Source organism: Petralouisia muris (genome assembly GCF_004793545.1).
GTDB classification, from domain to species: domain Bacteria; phylum Bacillota; class Clostridia; order Lachnospirales; family Lachnospiraceae; genus Petralouisia; species Petralouisia muris.
The window spans coordinates 1-22,062 of the sequence record NZ_SRYA01000007.1 but is presented as its reverse complement, the minus strand read 5'-3'; the positions used below and the strand labels follow the sequence as shown (position 1 = coordinate 22,062).

The window sequence follows — 22,062 nt, the reverse complement described above, 5'->3', positions numbered from 1 at the left end:
TCTTAAAGGTTCTCCGGCCCAAATCCAAGAGGCAGCAGTTCTTTTAAGGAACGCTGCAGGCATCTGCCCTTCCCGTCTGCCAGAATTATCTGAAAGGTTTCCGGATTGCAGAATTCCATCATCACCTGGCGACAGACTCCGCAGGGAGGGCAGACCTGGTCTGCTTCCTTTCCTTCGGGACCTCCTGCAATTGCAATTTTCTCAAACTCCCGCTCCCCTTCATAAACCGCCCGGAAAAATGCCGTCCGCTCCGCACAGTTTGCAGGCGAATAGGCCGCGTTTTCAATGTTGCAGCCATGATATATTTTCCCACTCTTTGTCATCAGGGCTGCTCCTACCTGAAAATGGGAATAGGGTGCGTAGGCGTGAATTCTGGCTTTTTTCGCTTCTATTAGCAATTCTTCATTCGTCATTTTCGGTTCTATTAGCAATTCTTCATTCGTCACTTTCGGTTCTATTAACAATTCTTCATTCATCATTTTCAGTTCTCCCATAACTATTTCAGGACTGCCCGTCTTCTGCCTGCTCGATAAGCTTAATGATTCTGCTGGTTCCCAGTCTGTCAGCCCCCAGACAGATAAATTTCTCAGCATCCGCAAGGGTTGCAATGCCGCCTGCGGCTTTTACTTTCACATCTTTTCCAATATGCTTTTTCATCAGCTCTACATCCTCAAAAACGGCGCCGGACACGGAAAATCCCGTGGAGGTCTTGATGTATTCCGCTCCTGCCTTTGTGACAATTTCACACATTTTGATTTTTTCTTCCTGGGTGAGCAGACAGGTTTCAATAATCACTTTCAAAATTTTTCCGCCGCAGGCTTCATGTATCTGGCAGATTTCCTCCTGAATTTCCTGATATTTCTTATCCTTCAGCCAGCCGATATTGATTACCATATCAATTTCTTCAGCGCCGTTTGCAATGGCGTCCTTTGTCTCAAAAACCTTCGCTGCCGTAGTGCTGTAACCGTTCGGAAACCCAATTACGGTGCAAATCGGCAGCTTTCCTTTGACATATTCCGCGGCCTGCTTTACATATGCTGCTGGAATGCACGCAGACGCTGTCTGGTATTTCATTCCCTCATTCAAAATTTTTCGAATTTCCTCCCAGGTGGCTGTCTGGGTAAGCAAGGTGTGATCTACTGTTTTTAAAATCTCTGTTTTCTCCATAAATTCTCCTTTCCGGAACGCTATCTCTGTTGTGCCATATTTATAAAGCAACGCCCCCTAAACTCCCTTCTTACGCTATTCTTCCTGTAATGTTACTATGCCTCCTGAACATTATTTTTTACAGTTAAAACTAACTTAACAAAGATTTTACAGTCTGTCAATTTTCTTCTATAGACCAAAAAGATGCAATGTGCTATCATAGATTCAGCGGTGATTTCCCTATGGGCAATCTTCCCCGGTTTAAGCGCCCATAAGCCTGAAATCACTCAAAATACAACTCGAGAAAGGAACACACATACTATGAACTCTGAACTTGTAAAGAAAACGAATGTACCGTACCTCTTATCTTACATATTCGTGCCTATCGCAATCACTGCCCTCTGCTTCCTTCTGGGCTATATGTTTTTCCGTGACGGCGGCATGGGAGCCGTCATTCTGTTTATGGTTCCTCCTATCCTGTCTGTCCTCTGGTGGATTTTCGGCGGAAAGATGATTTTTAAGGGAAAACGCAGGCAGCTGACGGGGAACCTGGAAAGCAGCGGTTTTCTGCCCAACCACACCTTTGACAGCGATTTCTGTACGGTGATTGTGGATATTGAACATGGGAAGATTGCCTTGATTTTCTTCTGGAATCCTTTCCGGAACTATGTTCTTCCTGCCAGCCGGATCAGCAAAATCTGGACGGACGATGGGAAAACCGGCATGGGACCCTTAACTGGAAGCAGCAGAGTCAGCTTTTTATTCACCATAGACGGCATCCGCATCCGGGTCAACACCTTTACCTCCAATAAACGCTGGCGGATGGACAGCAACTACATCCTGACGGGAATCTCTAAGGCAGACATGATGGCCGGAGTACTGACAGAAGCGAAAGAACGGTCAGCATAAAAGGAAAGAGAGGTCGATATCCTATGGGACTTTTTCGAAAAATCCGCTCCATCTTCCATGAAAACTGGTGCAATCTCTGCCAGAGTGAGATGGACGTGCTGCACAAACAATTATACGCCCTGCCGGATTTGACTGTTGGGCACTACAGTTCCCACGAAAATCCTGAATATTACCTGAAACATCTTGTTCCGGTGGAGAAAAAGGCTCAGATTCCTGCTGGAATCTATGCCTGCGGGCTTCATTCCTACCGATGTCCCCAGTGCGAAAACCGCCGGGTGCAGCTTACCATTTTCCTTCCGGTGCGGGAGGAAGAAAAAACAGAAGAAATTTTGTTTTTTGACCACGGAGAGCTGGACGGCCTGATTTACCAGCAGGACTGTGCCAGAGCTGACGTGAAGCAGAAAAACCGCCGCCGACAGGATTCTTATGAGTGTAAGCAGGGGGGATTTTATGATTATGAATGAAAGAGTCAAAGACATTGATAGAATAACTTAAATAACGCAAAAATTTTCTTCAGCAGGCACGAAATTCGAAAAGATCTTTCTGGCTAGAAAAGCGTGCTGTCTTATGCTATTATATCTTTGGAGGTGATTTTTATGCGCTATCGTCATCTGCGCTTTGATATTTGGCTGTGCCTGCTCTTCTCATTGTTTGTCAGTATTTTTCCTGCCAGCCTTACAGAACGTATCATGGAAGAAAAATACAAAGGCTATACCGAAGAACGTACGGCGGCAGAAGGAGAAATCGGCGGTATTGCAGGAGATGATGTATTCCGCGCCCAGTCTATAGAAGACCTGGAAACACAGGAAAGGTTCACCGTCATCTCACCTGGAATCGAGTACCGCAACCGCGGCGCAGGATACTATAAAAACCATTATCTGTACGCCCTTACGCTCCCTTCCGGCGAGCGGGTGGCCGCCGCCATCAATATGGAAAATGTCAGGACAAAAGGAGACTATTATTCTGGGGAGGCAACGCTGCCGGTGGGACAAATTGTCCGGGAAGATCTGACTCTGGAAAAAGCGTTTATGAGCCAGATAGAATTCAGCGAGCCATTAAGCAGAAAGGACTTCTATGTTGATATGATGGGCAACGCAGAAAAAGCCAGCCAGGAGAATTACACAGAACCTGCCGTCATGCTGGCGCGGGTATTGACTGTTCTTATTTTCTTTCCTCTGTTTCATGCCCTGGGCGCAAAATTCGGGATATTCCCGCCGTTTTTTGTAAGCAAAAAGAAAAAGCCTTCGGAATGGGACTGATGCGATTCCGATTTTTACTAAGGAACTGTCCAGAAATGACTTTTAAATCGTGCGCAGAATTTTTCTTCAAGAGTACCATTCAAAAATCAGGCGCATAGCGGGCTATGTAACTGATTTCTGAGCGGTGCTGTCGGAGAAAAAGGCAAGCAATATCACAGGTTATTTTTTAACACTTCCTAAAAGGGCATCAATTCAATTTCTGCTCCATGCGCCGCATTTCCTCAATTTTTCTCCGGCAAAGTGCGGTCTCTCCCCAGCCAATCTCCAACATAACGGATATATTTCTCCAGAACATAATTGGCGGTTGAAATCTCTTCCCAAGAAAACTCCAGTTCTTTCATCCAAAATCCAATCACCTTTTCGTCATATTCCAAATGACATTGATGCACCCTTTTTCCCTTTTCCGTCAGATACAGCCGAAGCGCTCTTGCATCCTTTTCATCTTCTTCCCTGGTTATCAGTCCCTTCTTTTCCAGCTTTTTAATCATTACGGAAGTGGCGCCCTTTGTCCGGAGCATCATTTCTGTCAGCTCCTTCTGGGTAATTCCCTCCTGCTGCGCAACCATCTTCAAGGTATGCACTTCATTGGCATAGAGCAGCTCTTCTGTTCCGTAATATTTGGGTTCTTTTTCCATTGCTGTAACAATCCGCTCCACCGCATACAAATTTTCCATTAAACGGATTGATTCTTTCATTTCTTTCATGGGGTTCCCTCTTTTCTATTGTTTATTGCTCTTCTTTCTGATAAAGGGTTTTCCCTGTAAATCCACCTGCCCCATTATAATTTATCGGGAGTGAAAAGAAATGTCAATATATTCCATCCACTTAATTTCAAAAATAATATCAGCCATCCATGTGGGGAAGTATACCTCTCCTCCACATGGATGGCTCTGAATCTAATAATACTTTATTACATTTGCCTTTACCTGGAATTTTCAGTAAAGCTGGGATTAAGGGTCACCCTCTTATTGACCAAAAGAGCCACCACAATGGAAAATATAAGAATCGCAATATTTCCAATAATCTGTACCATGGAGGTGGAGATCAACAACACCGCCACAGACAACGCCGCCAGGGCCATAGAAAAAATGCACATAGCTTTCAGCTTGCCATTATTGACATAGAAGGATGATTTTCCCCAAAGCTCCGGAAGTTTTTTCGGAAGCTGCATGGCAGAAAATGCAATGACGCCCCGGATAATTGTAAACAATATTACGGTGCTGTTTGCCACAGTGTTCAAATCCAGACCGATTAAAATGGGCACTGTGCCAATCAGATAAAATAACAGCAAAATATAGTGGGCAGAACCGTATTTCTCATTTTTTACAGCCAACTTCCTGGGAAGCCATCCGTCTTCGCAGGCGCGCAGAACCGGATACACAATCATGCCGATATTGAAATTCAATGTAGTCAGCAAAGCAAACATGGCTCCTCCCACCACAAAGAATGTGTAAACCGCCTTAGGCATAAATGCTGCCGCTGACACGCTCAAGGGCTGATTCGCCACCTGCTCCACTGGAAGCACACCGACTGCAACTGTTGCCATCACTGCATAAATCAGCACAACAATGCCGGTGGACGCAATGATAACAAAGGGAATATCCTTGGTGGGATTCTTCGCTGCAGAACTGTAATTTACCACATACTGTGCTCCGCCTGCTGCAAAGGTCAGGTAAATGGACGCCAGCACAAATCCTCCCGAACCGCCTGCCAGAAATCCATTGGTAAAATAATCGGGCTGAATATGTCCAACCCCCAGCACAATATAAGAAGCAATGGCAACGGCAAGCACTGCGCACAGAATATTCTGAAGCCTTGCCGCTTGTTTTACCCCAAGCAAATGCATGCCAAACAAGACTGTCAGCACAATGGTGCAAATCAGCTTAGAAGGCACCCCCGGAACCAAAGACAGAAAATAATCTGCAAAGGATAAGGTATACATACTGATTGCCAGCGCACTGAACAACTGAATATACAGATATATGCCAGCCATTTTTTTGCCGCTTAAGACCGCAATCTGAGAATACTGGCCTCCTACAAAATTTGCGGTTCCTCCAATATAAATCTGAGGGATTGCCCCGATAATCGTGATAAGTCCCGCAGTGATATAGGCAATATTTACGCTTCTTCCGGTAAATCCAATAGCGATACCAGTCATGGTCATAATTCCCACGCCAATAATCTGGCCTACCGCCATGGAAAACAAGTCGCCTCTGCTTAACAGGTTACTCTTTTTTTCTTCCATACTTTTCTCCTTTTCACTCAATCCAAATAAAGCTTCTATCTTCCCCATCCTGCATACGAATGTCTCATGCCACTCAGGGCGTTTCTCGATATAATTCTTTTCGCATCCGCTCCAAAGCTTCCGTCAGAATGCTTCTGGGACACCCTATGTTCAGCCGGAAATGTTCTTCTCCGCCCGGTCCGAACCAGGGCCCCGGAACGCAAATAACCGCCGCATCTAACACAATCCGCTGAAACAGTTCCTGATCCCCCAAATGAAGGCCGGAAAGATCAAGCCAGCACAGGAAGGTTCCCTCTGGCCGAATCATTGTCACCCCCGGCATATGCTCTTTCAAATATTCTTCCACATAATTCACATTTTCCTGCATATATGTCACTTCCTGTTCTGCCCATTCTGCACCCTCAGGGGTATAGGCTGCAATCACGCTCTCGATGCCAAAGGTATTTTTCACATCCAGAGACATGGCAATCTGAGTCTTTACAAAAGCTTCCCGCACACTCTGATTAGGGATTATCGACATACTTGCCTTCAGTCCGGCCACATTAAAGGTCTTGCCCGGCGCTGCCAAATGAATAAAATGCTCTGCATACCGCCCATCCAGGCTAAGCAGCGGATAATGAGTATGCCCTTGATACACAATGTCTCCGTGAATTTCATCTGATACAAGCATCACATGGTGTTTTAAGCAAATATCTGCAGCCTTGGTCAACTCTTCTTTTTTCCAAACCCTTCCGGTAGGATTATGGGGACTGCAAAGAATCATCATGGTATTTTCCGGCCTGGAAGCCAGTTCCTCCAGTTCTTCCAAATTCATCTCAAAATGTCCATCTCGGCAGACCAGCCCGTTATTTACAACCCTGCGGTTATCATTTTTCACAATTGACGCAAAGGGATCGTATACTGGCTGCTGGATAATCACTCCGTCCCCTTCCTTGCTGAAGGCACGGATTGCAATATTAATCCCTGCCACTACCGACGGGATATAAGTAATCCATTCCGGCTTCACCTCCCAGTTAAAACGCAGTTTCTGCCAATAGCATACTGCCCGGTAAAAGCTTTCCATAGGTGCGCAGTAGCCGAATATCTCCTTCTCCACCCGGTTCTTCAGCGCCTCCACAATCACTGGGGCACAGGGAAATTCCGTGTCGGCAAGCCACATGGGAATCATATCCTCCGGAATGTCCATGTGCAGATAAGAACCCACAGCCTTTGCATGCCACTTCATATCATTGGTCTGCTTCCTGTCCACAATACGGTCAAAATCATACTTCATAGTCTCCACCTTCTCCTTCCTTTAAAGTTTAATATATAAACTGTTTATGAGTTAAACTAATTATATCTCATTTGTCATATTTGTCAATAAAAAAATAGAACTCAGGGAATTTTTGTGAGTTGTGCACAAATTCTTTCACCTGAGTTCGGTAGTATTTCCTTGTAATTTTGGTAAATCTAAAAAAACTTCCCTGATTGTCAGTTATGATAATATTCTATCATAAGGGAATTAGCGATATCTTTATTATCACTCTCGCCGTCATTCAATGTCCCCCTTGTCTCTCTCCAGGGTCTTTCCTGATGAGTGTACTGCCTTAACGTATCCCCATCTTCATTTCCATACGTTTCAATTACATGATCCATATGTCTCTTTTCGGATTCTGAGAATGAATGTGAAAGGCAATAATCCTCTTTTCTTACAATCCTTCTTCCCTTATGAGTATCAAACAGCCGTTTATTTACCGGGCCGTTTGCATAATCCTTAAAAGTATCATTAATAAATTCTGTCTTATAAATTCCAAGGCACCATGCCTGACAGTAATATACCAACTTTTGAAGCATCCAGGTATCGATAGCACCCATTCTGCCAAGAATATAAGATGCTACATCCAGAGAGGTAGGATTGGTGGATTCCATCACGTCAGAATCCTCTTTCGGAATTTCCCTGCCCAATTCTCTTGCAAAACTAATCCATTCCTCAATCATAATATCAGCATTTGCAAGAGATTCTTCGATGGTGTCCCCATCTGCCATGCAGCCGGGAAGAGCGGGAACATTCGTAATATAAGCTGCATCATCGTCACTCCAATAGAACATTTTATTATATGCCATATTACCTTCCTCCTTCTCCAAGCTTATACTTTTTCACTATGTTCCTAATTTCTTTTACCTGATAGGGCTTAATCTGCCCATTTTTAGGCTGAATATTGATCAATTCGGGAACATTGTCTATCGTATATTGCATATGAGAGCCGTTCGTTCTTCTGTGCATTGCACCAATTTTATCCAGAAAAAACCTCATATCTGTCTCTGATATATTCTTATCGCATTTACCGGATAAAATATCGGAACGTATCTTGTCGTATCGGCTCATTTGTTTATAATCTCCTGTTTCTAATTAGATAGACAACAGCACTGTCTGCTGGCATATTAATGCTAACATATGTATGTTCGATTGTCAATGTAAGATGCCTCATACGCCAACAAAAAAGCCGGGGATTCCTCCTCAGCTTTTTCTATCTTTGATACTATATTTTTTCTAAACTTTCCTGAAGTTGACGGATGTTTACATATCTTCCAGGGACTCCTTAATCTTCCCCATAAAACCTTTTTTCTTTCCATGCTTCTCTGCATGTGCAGCCCCATTCTGCTTCTTTAAAGACTGGCCGCAGGCTTCGTCAAACCTGCGCAGAGCCTCTTTCGCTTCTTCGTTTAAGCCTGTGGGCACCTGTACGACCAGGGTTACATAGTGGTCGCCCCGGATGGAGGAATTCCTGAGGGACGGAATGCCCTTGCCTTTCAAGCGGATTCTGGTATCTGTCTGGGTTCCCGGCTTCACATCATAGAGGATATCCCCGTCAATGGTGCTGATGCGCACCTCGCCGCCCAATGCCGCCTGGGCAAAGGAAATCGGCGCAGTGGAATAAATATTCATATCCTGCCGCTGGAAAATCGGATGCCTGCTTACATTTACCTCTACCAGCAAATCGCCTCTCGGTCCGCCGTTGGCGCCTGGTTCCCCTTTCTCCCGGATACGGACGCTCTGGCCGTTGTCAATTCCTGCCGGAATGGAAACTTTGATTTTCTTGCGTTTTGCAATATATCCGGTTCCCCGGCAATCGGGACATTTCTCTTTGATAATTTTTCCGGTGCCGTGGCAGTCCGGACAGGTCTGCACATTCTGAACCATTCCAAGGAACGACTGCTGAGTATAAACCACTTTTCCTTTCCCGCCGCACTTACTGCAGGTCTCCGGTGAAGTTCCCGGCTTTGCCCCTGTGGTATGGCAGGTTTGACATTCGTCTTTTAAGGTGATTTCAATTTCTTTCTCGCAGCCGAAGGCCGCTTCTTCAAAAGTAATCCGTACTGCCGCCCGAAGATTTGCCCCTTTCATGGGGCCGTTATTGGCAGAACGCCGTCTGGAGCCGCCGCCGAATAAATCCCCGAAAATATCGCCGAAAATATCGCCCATATCCATATCGGAAAAATCAAAACCGCCTCCGCCGCCCATGCCGCCGTCAAAAGCTGCGTGTCCGAACTGGTCATACTGGCGTTTTTTATCTGGATCGCTTAAGATGGCATAAGCCTCGGAAGCTTCTTTAAATTTTTTCTCTGCCTCAGCATCACCCGGATTCATATCCGGGTGATATTTTTTGGCAAGCTGACGGTATGCTTTCTTGATTGCAGCATCGTCTGCATTTTTGTCCACTCCAAGGACTTCATAGTAATCTCTTTTCTGTTCTGCCATGATTATACTTCCTTATAATCTGCGTCTACCACATCATCATCTGCGCTTGTATAAGATGCATTTCCCATATCCGGGCCTGCGCCTGCTGCGCCCTGAGCTGCCTGCGCATTCTCATACATCTTTGCAAATACCTTCTGCGCGCTTTCCATCAGTTTTTCCTTGGCCGCTTTCATTTCGCCAACCTGATCGTCTGTCATCTCTTCTGCATTCTGGTGTGCCTCCACCAACGCCTTCAATGCATTCAGGTCTGCTTCCACTGCTGCTTTGTCCCCTGCGTCAAGGTTATCGCCAACCTCTTGCAATGCATTTTCTGTCTGGAATACAAAGGAATCTGCATCATTTCTGGCGTCAATCGCTTCTTTCCTCTTCTTATCCTGAGCTTCAAATTCTGCCGCTTCTTTCACTGCTTTTTCAATATCCGCATCAGACATATTGGAACCTGCAGTAATGGTAATGTGCTGTTCTTTTCCGGTTCCCAGGTCTTTTGCAGATACGTTTACAATACCGTTGGCGTCAATGTCAAAAGTAACTTCAATCTGAGGAACGCCGCGTCTTGCTGGCGGAATTCCGTCTAAACGGAACTGGCCTAAAGATTTGTTATCTCTTACAAACTGTCTCTCACCCTGTACTACATTGATATCTACTGCAGTCTGATTATCTGCCGCTGTGGAGAAAATCTGGCTCTTTTTCGTAGGAATCGTTGTATTTCTTTCAATCAATCTGGTTGCAACGCCGCCCATGGTCTCAATGGATAAGGACAATGGGGTAACATCCAGAAGAAGAATTTCGCCTGCGCCTGCATCTCCGGCTAATTTACCGCCCTGAATGGAAGCTCCCAATGCCACACATTCATCCGGATTCAGGGATTTGCTTGGCTCTTTGCCGGTTAACTGTTTTACTTTATCCTGGACAGCCGGGATACGGGTGGAACCGCCCACTAACAATACCTGGCCCAGTTCGGAAGCAGTAAGCCCTGCGTCCTTTAACGCGTTCTGTACTGGAACTGCAGTCCGCTCTACCAGATCATGGGTCAGCTCATCGAATTTCGCTCTGGTCAGGTTCATATCGAAATGCTTGGGGCCTTCTGCCGTTGCAGTGATAAAGGGCAGGTTGATGTTGGTTGTGGTTGCAGAAGACAGTTCTTTCTTTGCCTTTTCAGCCGCTTCTTTCAATCTCTGCAATGCCATTTTATCGCCGGAAAGGTCAATGCCTTCTGTCTTCTTAAATTCTGCCAGCATATAATCTGTAATCTTCTGGTCAAAATCATCTCCGCCCAGGCGGTTGTCACCGGAGGTGGACAATACTTCGATGACGCCTTCTCCGATTTCAATAATGGAAACGTCAAAGGTACCGCCGCCTAAGTCGTAAACCATGATTTTCTGTTCTTTTTCGTTGTCAAGGCCGTAAGCAAGGGCTGCTGCCGTAGGCTCGTTGATAATACGCTTTACGTCCATTCCTGCAATTTTGCCTGCGTCCTTGGTTGCCTGACGCTGCGCATCATTAAAATACGCCGGAACAGTGATGACTGCATCTGTTACTTTCTCCCCAAGATAGTTCTCTGCGTCTGCTTTTAATTTCTGAAGAATCATAGCGGAAATTTCCTGGGGAGAATAATTCTTTTCATCAATGGCGCGTTTGTGGTCTGTACCCATTTCCCTCTTGATGGAAGAAATGGTTTTCTCTGCGTTGGTAACTGCCTGACGCTTTGCAGGCTCTCCCACTAATCTCTCTCCTGTCTTGGTGAACGCCACAACAGACGGCGTTGTCCGTGCTCCTTCTGTATTGGCGATAACCACAGGTTTACCACCCTCCATAACTGCCACACAGCTATTTGTTGTTCCTAAGTCGATACCAATAATTTTGCTCATAATAGAGACCTCCTTAATATAAACTATTACCATTATCTGCTGCTTTATCATTGTAAACGGCTATGCCGCATCATAAAAACTTTGCATGGCATCTGTTACTGAACCACAGCCACCATGCTGTGCCTTACCACACTTTCCCGGTACATATACCCTTTCTGCAGCTCCTGGGCAACAATTCCAGATTCATATTCTTCACTTTCCACCTGCATTACCGCATTGTGGAATTCTGGATTAAACTCTGCCCCCACTGCTTCGATGGGCTTTACTTCCAGGCTTTCTAATTCTGTCATTAACTGCTTATATATCTTATCCATTCCCTGTACAAAAGGATCTCCCTTTGATTCTTCAGGAACAGCGGATAATCCCCGTTCAAAATTGTCCACCACCGGAAGGATTTTCTCTATCACACTTTTTGCCCCTACTTCAAACATCTGGGCTTTTTCCTTCTCCGTCCGTTTGCGGAAATTGTCAAATTCTGCCATCTGCCGCTGTACCCGGTCGGTCAGCTCGGCAATTTTCTCTTCCTGTTTATTCTTCTTTTCTTTCTTCTTGAAAAATCCTTTTTTCTCTTCTCCCTGATTTTCTCCGGAAGGCTGTTCTTCCCCAGAAGGCTCTTCTTCTCCAGATTCCTCTTCTTCTGAAGAGCTTTCCTCAGGTCTTTCTGTCTCTTCTGTTTCCGGCGGGCCGTCCGTCCCGCATTCTTCTTTGGAATTGCCGGCAGATTCCTTTGTTTCTTCCGGCTCCATGTTTTCCGTTTCCTGGCTTTCCATTGCTTCCATCTCTCTCTGTTCTGCCATATCTGTTCACCTTTCTATTATTATGTTTTCTTGGGCTTTCGGAATACGGTGTCAAGCTGAACTTTTAATATTTTCAAATTGTCCATAACGTTTTCATAATCCATGCGCTTAGGCCCGATAATCCCGATGGTGCCTGTCATCCCTTCCCCTAACTGGTAGGTTGCAGTTACCACACTGCAGTCTTTCATATTCTGGATGGGGGATTCGGAGCCGATATATACCTGAATCCCGGTTTCCTCCTGAGAAGACAAACTCTCATTGACCAGACTGATTAACTGCTGCTTCTCTTCAAAAGCATCTAAGAGCTCCCTTGCCTTCTGGGAATCACTTAATTCGGGATATTTTAAAATATTCGTGGTTCCGCTGGTATAAACCTCCAGTTCTTCCTCCTCCTGGATGGCGCCTGCCAGTGCGTCCAGCACATCGCTGACGATGTTGCTGTGGATGCCTGCCTGCTCTTTTAACTTTGCAATGGTGCCCAGGTTGATTTCCTCTGCCGACAGGCCGTTTAAGCTGGTGTTTAACAGAATATTCAGCTTTAATATGGTTTCATTATCTAAGGCTTCCCTGGTGGAAATCATCTTATTCTTCACCAGATTGCCTTCCATCACAATCACAGCCAGAAGCTGCTCTTCATCTACCTGGGACAGCTGCAGGAACTTCACCTTATTCTTATGGTAAGAAGGAGAAGTAATCATGGCGGTGTAATTGGTATTTGCCGCAAGCATTTTCGCCATCTGCTGCAGTACCTGTTCCATCCGCTCTGTGTGCTCAATCATAAACTCCTTCATCTCAGTGACTTCCTGATCCTTTTCCTTCATCAGGTTATCCACATAAAACCGGTAGCCCTGGTCAGAAGGGATCCGTCCTGCGGAAGTATGGGGCTGCAAAATATATCCCAGTTCTTCCAAATCCGACATCTCATTGCGGATGGTGGCGGAGCTTAAGTTCAGATCCGAATATTTGGAAATGGTTCTGGAACCTACCGGCTCCCCGGTATCCAGATAATTCCGGATGATTGCATTTAAAATTTTTCTTTTTCTTTCATCCAGTTCCTGCATTTCCAGCCTCCTGTGTTCCTGTTCTTTTTCTTTTGTTAGCACTCAGCTTGCAGGAGTGCTAACATCTATGTACTTAAAATAGCACTAACGATTTTTATTGTCAATAGTATTTTTCCGATTTAATAATTTCTTTATAATTATCAGCAAATACTCCGGAGGCTGTCAATCGATGACATACAGCCTCCGGAGTAATCTCTTAATCATTCATCAGCAGCGATCTTGGCACAATTTTTTTAATGCGTAAAGACATCAAACAGGCAATCCCAAAAGCCAATACAATCATCCCAAGCCCTGCAGCGGCAAGAAACCCCGCCGGTATATGAAAGGTGCAGGTGACAATTCCAAGATTTCTTAAAAACACAGCCGTCAGCGGATTTATAATAAAGCTGCTGACGATAAGCCCTGCAATGGCGGAAAGAATGACCGCCGGCATAAAGCTAAACGCAGTCTGAATCACAAGCTGCGTCGTGGTAAAACCCAGCGCTTTTAAAATGCCGTATTCTTTCTTTTTATTGCTCAGCATGGCCCGCACCAGAAGATACAGCACAAATACGATAATCAGAACACTAAGCAGAAGGATTGACGACACAATTACCGTCATCAGGGAAATATAAACTGCCGAAGTCCCATAGACAATCTCAAAAATATTCTGGGTCTGGTTGACCTTTCCTTCCAACCGCCTGCTTATTTCTTTATTAAAATCATCCACCTTTACGTCTGCGGAAAGATTTGCGCAGTAACTCAGGGTCAGGAGACTTCCCAGCCGCTCATATCCCTCCCGGGTCAGAAGGCAGTCCTTCCCCAGATTATTGGAAATCTGCGTGAAACCTGAAATGAGGTAAACTGCCTCCTTCTCTCCCAGGCTCAGCCTGATTTCATCGCCAATTTCATAGCCCTGCTCCCTGGCGTATTTTACAGCCAGCGCCATTTCATTGTCAAACTCCGGGAACCTGCCCTGGATTACAATCTCTTGGTTATTGATCTGGGAAAAATCCCCGCAGATATTGGTCAAAAGTTCAGCCCCTCCCGTATGCTCCACTTTTTGGGTGTGGAAAAGATAAACTTTTTCCACACGGCTGTCTTTTTCCATTTCCTGCAAAAATTCCTCTTCTGACCCTGCATTGATATTGATGCTGGTATCCGCAGTTTCTCCTACCACAAGATTAAGAAAAGGAGTGATATCCACAATTACATTTTCCAGCATCAGCCCGGAAAATACCAGAACCAGGGACAGCAGAAGCATGGTAACGCAAATAGTAAGATTATATTTTACCCCTGATAAAGTGGTTTTCAGCGAAAGAGCCAGACTCAGAGGCGCTCTAGTCCGTTCCAGCGGAACATAATTGTGAGAAAAGCTGTGATTAGAAACCCCCTGGCGGAGGGCGTCAATGGGCGGAATTCTACGGATTCTTCGGGAAGACAGCCACACGGTCAACGCTACGGCGCTGCATAAAACCACCCATGTAATCAGAATCGGAACAGGCAAAATATGAATCTCATAGGGAATGCCTGTCTGGGAAACCATCATATCATTCACCCCTGGAAACAAAAAATAGGAAACCGCCGCACCCAGAAACGCCGCCAAAAGAGTGACGCCCAAAAACTGCAGCATCAGCATGCCCATCAACTGTCCGCTCCTATATCCCATTGCTTTCCATATGCCCAGGCTTTTCATATTTTCCTGAATATAATTGAGAATATTGGAAGATACCACAACCAGCACAATCAGCAGAACAAAGAACGCCATGGCGCTGACAACGCCGGAACAAATCATCTGGGAAATGTAGCGTGACTGAGAAACCAGAGCATAAGAATTACTTGTATAAAACACTCCCGGATACTCTGAAGAGATGGCGTGATTCAGCATGCTTTCATATGCTTCGCTTTCCGATTTGTCTGCAATCCGCACAGAAACCAGGGTGGAATCCTGCGCATACCCTTTTTCTTCTAGTTCCTGATACATCTGTTCGGTCATCAGAATTTCACACATTCCGCAATTGTGGGAACCTGCCATAACGCTGTTAAAAAAACCGCATACCTGGCAGCTTACCTTATGGTTTCCAATCGTAAGTTCCACCTGTTTCCCTACTGCAATGTCTCCTGTTTTATAGATCATGGGAAGATATACGCCTTCTGAAAATTCACTGTCCTCCACAAGCTCCGTTTTTCCAACCGGACGCTTTTGCCCGTCCTCTTTTTTCATCATGACAAAGTTGGTGACCGTCTCTCCGCCGTTGTAGGTCATCCTTCCTTCGGCACACATCACATCATCCATGCAGAATTCCAGAGTACGGGCGTCTTCTTTCAATATTTGGGAAATATACTCTTTGATTCCTCTGCGCTTGTCCGTTCCTGCAATTCCTTCTGATGCTGCTCCTCTCATTCCGCTGCTATCATCCGCCACACAGACTGTCACATGTTCCGCATGCAAGCGCTGATGCCAGCGGTCAAAATTCTGCTTATAATCCAGGCTTAACATCAGCCACAGGTTCATCATTCCTGCTGCCAGAAGAATCAGCACAATTTCTGCCATGGTCTGTCCTTTTGCCCTGCGCAGGTTAGAACGGATTAAAAACAAACTGTTTCGCATATTTACCACCCCATTTCCGTAAGAAAAGCAGATAATTTTTCGTGTCTTTTTTCATCTCCGTGCACATACCTGCCCAGACTGCATTCCCCTAAAATAGCTCCGTCCTTCAGATATAAAATACGGTTCCCCCGGCAGGCAGAACGCATGTCATGAGTTACCATCACAACACTCTGCCCCTGCTCATTAAATTTGGTCAAAGTGTTGAGCACGTCCAGTCCTGTTTGAGAATTTAAGGCCCCTGTAGGTTCGTCTGCAAAAAGAATATCCGGAGCATTAATCAGGGCCCTGACTATTCCCACACGCTGGGCCTCCCCGCCGGATATCTGCGTTGGGAATTTTCTCTGAGTCTCTTCATTGACGCCTACAGCCTGAAATAATTCCCTGGCCCGCCGAAGCAGCGCCTTTTTGTCCCTGCATACCAGAAGCCCTGCACATAGCACATTATCCAGCACGCTCATACTGTCAATCAGATATATCTGCTGGAACACAAATCCGCAGTGTTCCCGGCGGAATACCGAAAGCCCGTCCTGGCTTAAATCAGAAATTACTTGTTTTCCGAAGGTGATGGTGCCGAGGCTTGGGACGTCCATACCGGAAAGGGCATACAATAGTGTGGATTTTCCTGCTCCGCTTGCGCCCATAATCACCGTAAAATCTCCCTGGTAAAGTTCCAGGTCAATGTTTTTAAGAACGTGTTGCAATCTCCCTCCGCTGGAGAAGGATTTGCTTAAATTTTCAGTTTTATAAATCACTTTTTTCATTGGGAAGCTCCTTCCATTCAAAATGTCTATGCACGTTTTATTTTATTTTTCCAGTTCTTAAATGTCTTTATGGAATCCTTAACGGTTCCTTAAATCATAAATTTCAATATTCTTGTAATGCGCTGTTTTCGAAATATCCTGTCATTACTGTCATATTGTTAAAACGCTCAATTTATAGAACAAAATGGCAAGTTCCGCTCCTTCTCTCTTATTCCTTGTCCTTCTCTTTCCTGCTTTTCTTTCCCTCTGCCGCCTCAATACACTCAACAATTGTTCTTACATTCCGCCGCTTAACGGCACAGACACCCTTACCTTAAGCCCCTGTTCTCCATTTTCCAACGTCAGCGTTCCCTTCATAGCTTCCATAAAATAATCAGAAATAAACAGTCCCAATCCTGCTCCATCCACAGCCCCGGCGTTGCTTCCCCGGCGGAACTTCTCTTTGATAAAGAATATCTCCTCCTTCGGCATTCCGCCACCGGCGTCTTCCAGTTCCACCGTCAGCCAGCCGCCTGATTTCTCTGCCTGCACCTGTATGGCTGTGTCTGCATATTTATAAGAATTTGCAAAAATATTGTCAAAAACCTGCTGAAGCCTGAGCCTGTCTGCCCAGACCAGGCAGGGAGGAATGTCCGGAATCTCAGCCTGATGGAGATAGTCTGCATTTTCAAGCAGCATCTTTATCTCACTGCTTTCCATATCCCCAGGCATTACGGTAAGCTCCTGCAATTCCTCCAGCGTTGCAGTAAACAGGTTGGTCACCAGGCTGTTAATCTGATCCGCCTTTTGGATAATCTGGGTATAATTTTCCCGCATCCTTTCACTTTCTGCAAGGGCAAATCCCACTTCAGATGCGGCTTTTATGCTTGCCACAGGCGTTTTGATATCATGGGACAGCTTGGCCACCAGTTCCTTTTTTTCTGCATTTGCTTCTGCCTCGGCAAGCCTTGCTTTCTTTAATTCTGTCCGCATAATGTCAAAGCTTTCCGTAAATGCGCCAAACAGGTTCTGCCTGTCCATTTCCAGCGGAATATCCAGATTTCCTCCAGCAATCCGCTCTGCAAATCCTTCCAGTTTGCGGAAGGGTTTTACCAATGTTCCATAAAGACATGCCGCGTAGCCTGCAAGGCACACTGCCTGAATCAGCAAAAGCAGCAGCAGGCACAGAATGGCTCTGCGTTTTCGAGTCACCAAATTCTCCTCCCATGAATTATAGATCATAACTTTTCCCACTGCAGCGCCGGATTGCTCCACATCCAGTATGGTGTCCCTGTGTGAAACCGCCTGGCTTATCGTTTCGCTTAAACGGTCTCTGGTTTTGAATAATACCTTTCCCTTATCATCTATCACAACATAGTCAAATGGCTCCAAATCCCCATTGTGATTTCGGTTCAAAACATAATCAAAATCAGATACAAATCCGCTGGAATCGCTGTGGCCTTTCAGACTTTCCCAGTTATTTTCCACTATTTTTACGATTTTATTGACTGCCACCGCATCCTGAGACGCTTCCTCTCTTCCTTCCATAAAAACAACTGCCGCTTCCAGCAGGAAAATCAGCAGAATCGCAAACACAAACCTGCGCTTTTTCATTTGCCGCCTCCCTCGAATCTGTAGCCCTTGCCCCAGTAAGTGACAATATACTCCGGCTGGTTGGGATTTACTTCAATGGCTTCGCGAATTCTGCGGATGTGTACGTTCAGCGTTCCGTCTCCTGTGAATTTATCTGCCCATACATTTTCAAAAAGCTCCTGTTTTGACACTACTCTATCACGATTTCGGATCAGATACGCCAAAAGCCTGAATTCCATCATCGTTACTTTCACTTTGCTGCCGTCTACCAGCAGGCTCTGCCCCAAAACGTCAATTTTCAGCCTGTGATCTGAGTAATTTCCTTCCCTGCATCTCCCGTAACGCTTTAAGACTGCCTGAACCTTGGCCAGCAGCACCCCCAGGGAACAGGGCTTTTGAATATAGTCGTCGCCGCCGATATTCAAAGCGGCAATTTTATCATCATCGCTTGTTCTGGCAGAAATAAAAAGTATCGGGATATCTGTCTGCTCCCGCAGCTCCCTGCACAGCGCAAATCCGCTCCCATCCCCCAGATTGATATCCAACAGCAGAAGCTCCGCCGTATTTTCTCTCAAAAAACAGCGGCTTTCCTCTGCACTGTAAACGGCCGCTGTTTTTACTCCAAATATATTAAAATATTCTGCTGTGCTGTCTGCAAGTAATTTTTCGTCATCTATGATTAAGCAATGGTATTTCATTCGGGTTCCTTTCCTGTGTACTGTTTTGGTATTTCTATAATTATACAATACTTTACAGGATTTACAAACATTAACCCGGCTTTCTTTTAAAAAATTATAGACAGAAAGCCCCACAGTTTTTTCTACACTGCAGGCTTTCTGTACATGACAAAAAAGAACTCTGTTGAAGCAGATCTTATTGGCGCGTCTCCTCTTCTTTTGCAAAACCAGCTTTTACTAATCCAACAAATGCAAGAAAAATTGTGGGAGAAGTGTGTGAGACAGGCAATGTACAGACGAAATTATAAATTCATCCAACGAAGCCCCCCTTGAAGCAGTCATGCGCTTAACAAATGGCAAAGGAGCAGTTAAAGTAATACTGCATCCATGGGACTAATGTAATTAATGCATAATACTGCATAATACACAATGTTGCCGCTTACTGCTTAGACAGCAGAGATAAGCGAACATAAATAAGCCTACCTTTTTACTTGGCAGTACCAGGTAGGCTTATCTTTCAATCTTGGGAGGCTGACCACTTTGTGGGCGGTTGTTCTTTTCTTTTCTTTTCTTTTCTTATCTTATCTTATCTTACCAATAATCTTTCCTATCACACATATACGGACTGGCTGCAAAAAGCACTCTTTCCATCCCTGAATCATACTATATCAATAAGCAACAATAAGGAGAACTTTATGGAAAAATTAATGGAAATCAGCCATGTGGGTTATTCCTATCATACTATGCAGGGAGAAACTCCTGCTTTATTCAATATAAATTTTACGGTTCATAAAGGGGATTTTCTGGCGGTTGTGGGCCCCAGCGGGTGCGGCAATGGGATGGTTCTGCAGGGGAAACAAATTACGCGGCAGCCACTGATATCTGCTGATTCTTGCTCCATCAATGGCTGCCATAGATAAAAATATGGGCTTCTTTTCCGTCCCAGACAACTTTATCCAGAATCATCCGCAGATATTCCCGCTTTTCCGGTACCGTTAATGTGTCAAAGAGACTGCGGAAGCTGGAAAGCTGTTCTAAGAGAACCTCCATCTGCTGTCTGTCTCCCTGAATATTTTTTCCTTCTTCTCCTGATTTTGTGCGTTCTTTTTCCAGAAACGCACATTCTTCGTTCAGCTTTCGGATTTCCTTTTCTATCTGTTGAATAAAGGCTTCCTCACCACCAGATTTTGCCAGGACAGAAATGAGATTCTGTACTTCTTTTTTTCGTTTCTGTATCTCCTGCTCCATCAGGTCTGCTGCAGTTACTGTCTCTTCTTTTGTGTCATCCATTCTTTCCATAACTTCCTTAAGCATACGATGGATGTCGGAATTTTCCTCTGTATAGCGCAGCACTTCCCTACACACCAGTTCATCCAATGTATTTCCCTGCACATTCAATACTGAGCATTTCTCCCCATGGGTCATGCCTTTATAGGGACAGAGATAGGAAAATTTACGTTCTCCTGATTCTGTCACCTGTTTGGAAGAATAATATTTTGGGCGCATCAGATGTCCGCAGGAGCAGTACAAAATTCCAGACAGCAATGCTACCGGGTTCTGAGGCTTATGCCATCCTTCCCCTTTGGAACTGTTTTTCGCCAGAAGGTTCTGGATTTTGGAAAAATCCTGCCCGGATATGATTCCTGGATGCTTTCCCTTCGCCACAATCCATTTTTCCGGAGAATTATTTTTATTCTTATATTGAGTAGAGGAAGTTTTCGCATAGGCAATCAGACCATACTTTCCATCTGCCTCCTCTTTTTCCATGCATACCTGACAGCCCAGGTTCCAGAAATACTCGTAAGCTTCCTTGTCTGCTGTGCAGTACACAGGATTTGTCAGAATATCCCGGATAGCGGTTGTGGTATATTCATTGCCCCGCTTTGTTTGTATGCCATGGCTCAGGAAATATTTGACAATTCCCATTAAGGACTGGTTTTTCAGGTATTCCCGAAAAATAAACCGGACGGTCTGCATTTCCTGTTCATCTACAGCCAGCCGGAAAGACTTCCTGCTTTTTCCATTGACAGATACCTTTTCCTCAGCTTCTGCCGCAAATCCAAGGGGCGTGTTTCCGCCCAGCCACCTGCCCTTTCTTGCAAGCATCACCATATTGTCCCGGACCCGTTCTGCTATCTGCTCCCGCTCCATCTGGGCAAGAACCCCTGCAAAATAAAGCATGGCTTTTCCGATGGGAGTGGAGGTATCAAATTTTTCCTTGATGCTGATAAAAGAAACATTCAGCTTGTTCAGCGTTTCCACCAAATTGGCCAGATCTGCAATATTGCGGCCCAGCCGGTCCAGCTTGTAGCATACCAGGTAATTACATCTGCCTTTTTTGATTTCCTGCATCATTTTCTGAAATTGGGGACGGTTGGTATTTTTGCCGGAGTAACCTTCATCTTCGTATGTTACGATTTCAGCTTCCCCGGCTCCTTCAATGTTGTACTGTATGTAATCCCGGCACATGGCAAGCTGGTTTTCCACACTTTCTCCCCGGCCGGTCCATTTGGATTTCCTGCTGTAAATAAAAATGACCATTCTCTCTTTCCATCCTTTACGCCTGTTTCCCGTATTTACGCAGATAGGACATGGCCTGTTCCAGGCCGGGGTTTCACCGCTGCGTTTTTCCCGAAATCACAGCCAGGAATTCCTCAGGCGATATTGCCGGAACTTCTGACACATTGAAATCTGCAGCGTTTCGTGTAATAATATATTCTGCATCTACGTTTTTTGCGCACCTGTCCTGCAGACAATCCTCAAAATCTTTAAATTCTGTCATCCTGACTGCCTTTAACACTTCTTCATGATTCGCACCCGCCACTTTCAAAAAGCTGCATAAATCCAAAAGCCACTTTCTTCGTTCCTCTTCCGGTGCTTTCCTCAGTATATACCACAAATTTGGAACTGAATGAAATGCAAGATACCCCTCCACTTCCCCATCCGAACATTTTGTAAGCACTTTTTTAGACGCTTCAAAAAATGGCTCCCTTGTGGTAAGAAAATCAATAATCACATTTGTGTCAATCAAAACTGCCATATCTCTCAGCCCTTGCCTCCTCCAATTCTTTTTCCGGGTCAAAATCATCTGGTAAATACCGTTTCACCTCCGGCCTTGCTGCATCCAGCCTTTGGAAAGCCTGTATTGCTGTACTCTCCTGTTCCGAATAGAGAGCCGCTGTGTCTGCTTCCTGTGGCATCAGCCTTTGAATTACTTCTATCAGGAAACTTATATTATCATCTGACAACCCGCTGATTAACTGCACCGCTTTCTGTTGTAACTCTGACATGGATTCCACTCCTCTTTTTTATTTTCTGCAATCTGCTGTGTACCTACAGCACATTTCTTTTCATTTCCTGCTGTAAATAAAAATGACCATTCTCTCTTTCCATCCTTTACGCCTGTTTCCCGTATTTACGCAGATAGGACATGGCCTG

General features: G+C 45.1%; 22 protein-coding genes. 4 read left to right on the top strand and 18 right to left on the bottom strand.

Annotated elements, in window-relative coordinates; genetic code table 11:
• Positions 1–2 precede the first annotated feature (2 nt).
• Both cdd and deoC read right to left on the bottom strand, forming a co-directional pair.
• On the bottom strand, positions 3–479 hold the full coding sequence (gene cdd / locus E5329_RS04540) for a cytidine deaminase (protein ID WP_330571960.1): 477 nt from the start codon (positions 477–479) through the stop codon (positions 3–5).
• A 22-nt stretch (positions 480–501) separates the two neighbouring features.
• Complete coding sequence (deoC, locus tag E5329_RS04535; protein WP_135988412.1) at positions 502–1,167, bottom strand: deoxyribose-phosphate aldolase; 666 nt, start codon at positions 1,165–1,167, stop codon at positions 502–504.
• A 300-nt stretch (positions 1,168–1,467) separates the two neighbouring features.
• Between deoC and E5329_RS04530 the strand changes: the two genes are divergently transcribed.
• From E5329_RS04530 to E5329_RS04520, 3 genes are all read left to right on the top strand, one after another.
• On the top strand, positions 1,468–2,055 hold the full coding sequence (locus E5329_RS04530) for a hypothetical protein (RefSeq protein WP_135988411.1): 588 nt from the start codon (positions 1,468–1,470) through the stop codon (positions 2,053–2,055).
• A 23-nt stretch (positions 2,056–2,078) separates the two neighbouring features.
• Positions 2,079–2,519 carry a hypothetical protein gene (locus E5329_RS04525; protein ID WP_135988410.1) on the top strand — a complete coding sequence of 147 codons (441 nt, stop codon included), beginning with the start codon at positions 2,079–2,081 and terminating at the stop codon, positions 2,517–2,519.
• Between the two features lie 132 nt (positions 2,520–2,651).
• Entirely contained in the window at positions 2,652–3,314 is a 663-nt protein-coding gene (locus E5329_RS04520) for a hypothetical protein (protein WP_135988409.1), read from the top strand.
• 221 nt (positions 3,315–3,535) lie between these two features.
• On the opposite strand, the gene E5329_RS04515 is transcribed toward E5329_RS04520, so the two are convergent.
• The 13 genes from E5329_RS04515 to E5329_RS04455 form a co-directional block, all read right to left on the bottom strand.
• Positions 3,536–4,018 (bottom strand): MarR family winged helix-turn-helix transcriptional regulator, encoded by a 483-nt coding sequence (locus tag E5329_RS04515; RefSeq protein ID WP_135988408.1) that lies wholly within the window; start codon positions 4,016–4,018, stop codon positions 3,536–3,538.
• Positions 4,019–4,236: 218 nt separating this feature from the next.
• Positions 4,237–5,559, bottom strand: coding sequence for an APC family permease (locus E5329_RS04510; protein WP_135988407.1), 1,323 nt, complete (start codon positions 5,557–5,559; stop codon positions 4,237–4,239).
• Positions 5,560–5,632: 73 nt separating this feature from the next.
• Positions 5,633–6,832 (bottom strand): MalY/PatB family protein, encoded by a 1,200-nt coding sequence (locus E5329_RS04505; protein WP_135988496.1) that lies wholly within the window; start codon positions 6,830–6,832, stop codon positions 5,633–5,635.
• A gap of 197 nt (positions 6,833–7,029) precedes the next feature.
• On the bottom strand, positions 7,030–7,662 hold the full coding sequence (locus tag E5329_RS29620) for a type II toxin-antitoxin system antitoxin SocA domain-containing protein (RefSeq protein ID WP_168356517.1): 633 nt from the start codon (positions 7,660–7,662) through the stop codon (positions 7,030–7,032).
• A 1-nt stretch (position 7,663) separates the two neighbouring features.
• Complete coding sequence (locus tag E5329_RS04495) at positions 7,664–7,924, bottom strand: type II toxin-antitoxin system HicA family toxin (RefSeq protein WP_135988406.1); 261 nt, start codon at positions 7,922–7,924, stop codon at positions 7,664–7,666.
• Positions 7,925–8,116: 192 nt separating this feature from the next.
• The gene (gene dnaJ / locus E5329_RS04490; RefSeq protein ID WP_135988405.1) at positions 8,117–9,298 is read right to left on the bottom strand and encodes a molecular chaperone DnaJ; all 1,182 of its coding nucleotides are present in this window, start codon (positions 9,296–9,298) and stop codon (positions 8,117–8,119) included.
• A gap of 2 nt (positions 9,299–9,300) precedes the next feature.
• Positions 9,301–11,166 (bottom strand): molecular chaperone DnaK, encoded by a 1,866-nt coding sequence (gene dnaK, locus E5329_RS04485; protein WP_135988404.1) that lies wholly within the window; start codon positions 11,164–11,166, stop codon positions 9,301–9,303.
• Between the two features lie 95 nt (positions 11,167–11,261).
• Positions 11,262–11,963 (bottom strand): nucleotide exchange factor GrpE, encoded by a 702-nt coding sequence (gene grpE, locus E5329_RS04480; RefSeq protein WP_275442996.1) that lies wholly within the window; start codon positions 11,961–11,963, stop codon positions 11,262–11,264.
• A 20-nt stretch (positions 11,964–11,983) separates the two neighbouring features.
• Positions 11,984–13,024: a heat-inducible transcriptional repressor HrcA gene (gene hrcA / locus E5329_RS04475; protein WP_275442995.1), complete on the bottom strand. Its 1,041-nt coding sequence runs from the start codon at positions 13,022–13,024 to the stop codon at positions 11,984–11,986.
• A gap of 196 nt (positions 13,025–13,220) precedes the next feature.
• A complete protein-coding gene (locus E5329_RS04470) occupies positions 13,221–15,614 on the bottom strand; it encodes an ABC transporter permease (RefSeq protein ID WP_135988403.1) in 2,394 nt (797 codons plus the stop codon).
• Positions 15,615–15,616: 2 nt separating this feature from the next.
• Positions 15,617–16,375: an ABC transporter ATP-binding protein gene (locus E5329_RS04465; protein ID WP_135988402.1), complete on the bottom strand. Its 759-nt coding sequence runs from the start codon at positions 16,373–16,375 to the stop codon at positions 15,617–15,619.
• Positions 16,376–16,651: 276 nt separating this feature from the next.
• Positions 16,652–17,968, bottom strand: a complete 1,317-nt coding sequence (locus tag E5329_RS04460) for a sensor histidine kinase (protein WP_135988401.1) — start codon at positions 17,966–17,968, stop codon at positions 16,652–16,654.
• Positions 17,965–18,645 carry a response regulator transcription factor gene (locus E5329_RS04455; protein ID WP_135988400.1) on the bottom strand — a complete coding sequence of 227 codons (681 nt, stop codon included), beginning with the start codon at positions 18,643–18,645 and terminating at the stop codon, positions 17,965–17,967. The genes E5329_RS04460 and E5329_RS04455 overlap by 4 nt, the downstream gene beginning before the upstream one ends.
• A gap of 674 nt (positions 18,646–19,319) precedes the next feature.
• Here E5329_RS04455 and E5329_RS32505 point away from each other — a divergent pair.
• Entirely contained in the window at positions 19,320–19,544 is a 225-nt protein-coding gene (locus tag E5329_RS32505) for a hypothetical protein (protein WP_330571959.1), read from the top strand.
• Here the strand turns inward: E5329_RS32505 and E5329_RS04445 are convergent.
• The 3 genes from E5329_RS04445 to E5329_RS04435 form a co-directional block, all read right to left on the bottom strand.
• The gene (locus tag E5329_RS04445; protein ID WP_135988399.1) at positions 19,525–21,165 is read right to left on the bottom strand and encodes a recombinase family protein; all 1,641 of its coding nucleotides are present in this window, start codon (positions 21,163–21,165) and stop codon (positions 19,525–19,527) included. The genes E5329_RS32505 and E5329_RS04445 overlap by 20 nt on opposite strands.
• Positions 21,166–21,238: 73 nt before the next feature.
• Complete coding sequence (locus E5329_RS04440; RefSeq protein WP_275442993.1) at positions 21,239–21,664, bottom strand: type II toxin-antitoxin system VapC family toxin; 426 nt, start codon at positions 21,662–21,664, stop codon at positions 21,239–21,241.
• Complete coding sequence (locus E5329_RS04435) at positions 21,648–21,914, bottom strand: hypothetical protein (protein ID WP_135988398.1); 267 nt, start codon at positions 21,912–21,914, stop codon at positions 21,648–21,650. Before E5329_RS04435 ends, E5329_RS04440 begins: the two co-directional genes overlap by 17 nt.
• Positions 21,915–22,062 lie beyond the last annotated feature (148 nt).

Bases quoted from the DNA above. Each gene is read 5' to 3' on its own strand.
- cdd (WP_330571960.1), bottom strand. From the start codon at position 479: ATGATGAATGAAGAATTGTTAATAGAACCGAAAGTGACGAATGAAGAA.
- deoC (WP_135988412.1), bottom strand. From the start codon at position 1,167: ATGGAGAAAACAGAGATTTTAAAAACAGTAGATCACACCTTGCTTACC.
- E5329_RS04530 (WP_135988411.1), top strand. From the start codon at position 1,468: ATGAACTCTGAACTTGTAAAGAAAACGAATGTACCGTACCTCTTATCT.
- E5329_RS04525 (WP_135988410.1), top strand. From the start codon at position 2,079: ATGGGACTTTTTCGAAAAATCCGCTCCATCTTCCATGAAAACTGGTGC.
- E5329_RS04520 (WP_135988409.1), top strand. From the start codon at position 2,652: ATGCGCTATCGTCATCTGCGCTTTGATATTTGGCTGTGCCTGCTCTTC.
- E5329_RS04515 (WP_135988408.1), bottom strand. From the start codon at position 4,018: ATGAAAGAAATGAAAGAATCAATCCGTTTAATGGAAAATTTGTATGCG.
- E5329_RS04510 (WP_135988407.1), bottom strand. From the start codon at position 5,559: ATGGAAGAAAAAAAGAGTAACCTGTTAAGCAGAGGCGACTTGTTTTCC.
- E5329_RS04505 (WP_135988496.1), bottom strand. From the start codon at position 6,832: ATGAAGTATGATTTTGACCGTATTGTGGACAGGAAGCAGACCAATGAT.
- E5329_RS29620 (WP_168356517.1), bottom strand. From the start codon at position 7,662: ATGGCATATAATAAAATGTTCTATTGGAGTGACGATGATGCAGCTTAT.
- E5329_RS04495 (WP_135988406.1), bottom strand. From the start codon at position 7,924: ATGAGCCGATACGACAAGATACGTTCCGATATTTTATCCGGTAAATGC.
- dnaJ (WP_135988405.1), bottom strand. From the start codon at position 9,298: ATGGCAGAACAGAAAAGAGATTACTATGAAGTCCTTGGAGTGGACAAA.
- dnaK (WP_135988404.1), bottom strand. From the start codon at position 11,166: ATGAGCAAAATTATTGGTATCGACTTAGGAACAACAAATAGCTGTGTG.
- grpE (WP_275442996.1), bottom strand. From the start codon at position 11,963: ATGGCAGAACAGAGAGAGATGGAAGCAATGGAAAGCCAGGAAACGGAA.
- hrcA (WP_275442995.1), bottom strand. From the start codon at position 13,024: ATGCAGGAACTGGATGAAAGAAAAAGAAAAATTTTAAATGCAATCATC.
- E5329_RS04470 (WP_135988403.1), bottom strand. From the start codon at position 15,614: ATGCGAAACAGTTTGTTTTTAATCCGTTCTAACCTGCGCAGGGCAAAA.
- E5329_RS04465 (WP_135988402.1), bottom strand. From the start codon at position 16,375: ATGAAAAAAGTGATTTATAAAACTGAAAATTTAAGCAAATCCTTCTCC.
- E5329_RS04460 (WP_135988401.1), bottom strand. From the start codon at position 17,968: ATGAAAAAGCGCAGGTTTGTGTTTGCGATTCTGCTGATTTTCCTGCTG.
- E5329_RS04455 (WP_135988400.1), bottom strand. From the start codon at position 18,645: ATGAAATACCATTGCTTAATCATAGATGACGAAAAATTACTTGCAGAC.
- E5329_RS32505 (WP_330571959.1), top strand. From the start codon at position 19,320: ATGGAAAAATTAATGGAAATCAGCCATGTGGGTTATTCCTATCATACT.
- E5329_RS04445 (WP_135988399.1), bottom strand. From the start codon at position 21,165: ATGGTCATTTTTATTTACAGCAGGAAATCCAAATGGACCGGCCGGGGA.
- E5329_RS04440 (WP_275442993.1), bottom strand. From the start codon at position 21,664: ATGGCAGTTTTGATTGACACAAATGTGATTATTGATTTTCTTACCACA.
- E5329_RS04435 (WP_135988398.1), bottom strand. From the start codon at position 21,914: ATGTCAGAGTTACAACAGAAAGCGGTGCAGTTAATCAGCGGGTTGTCA.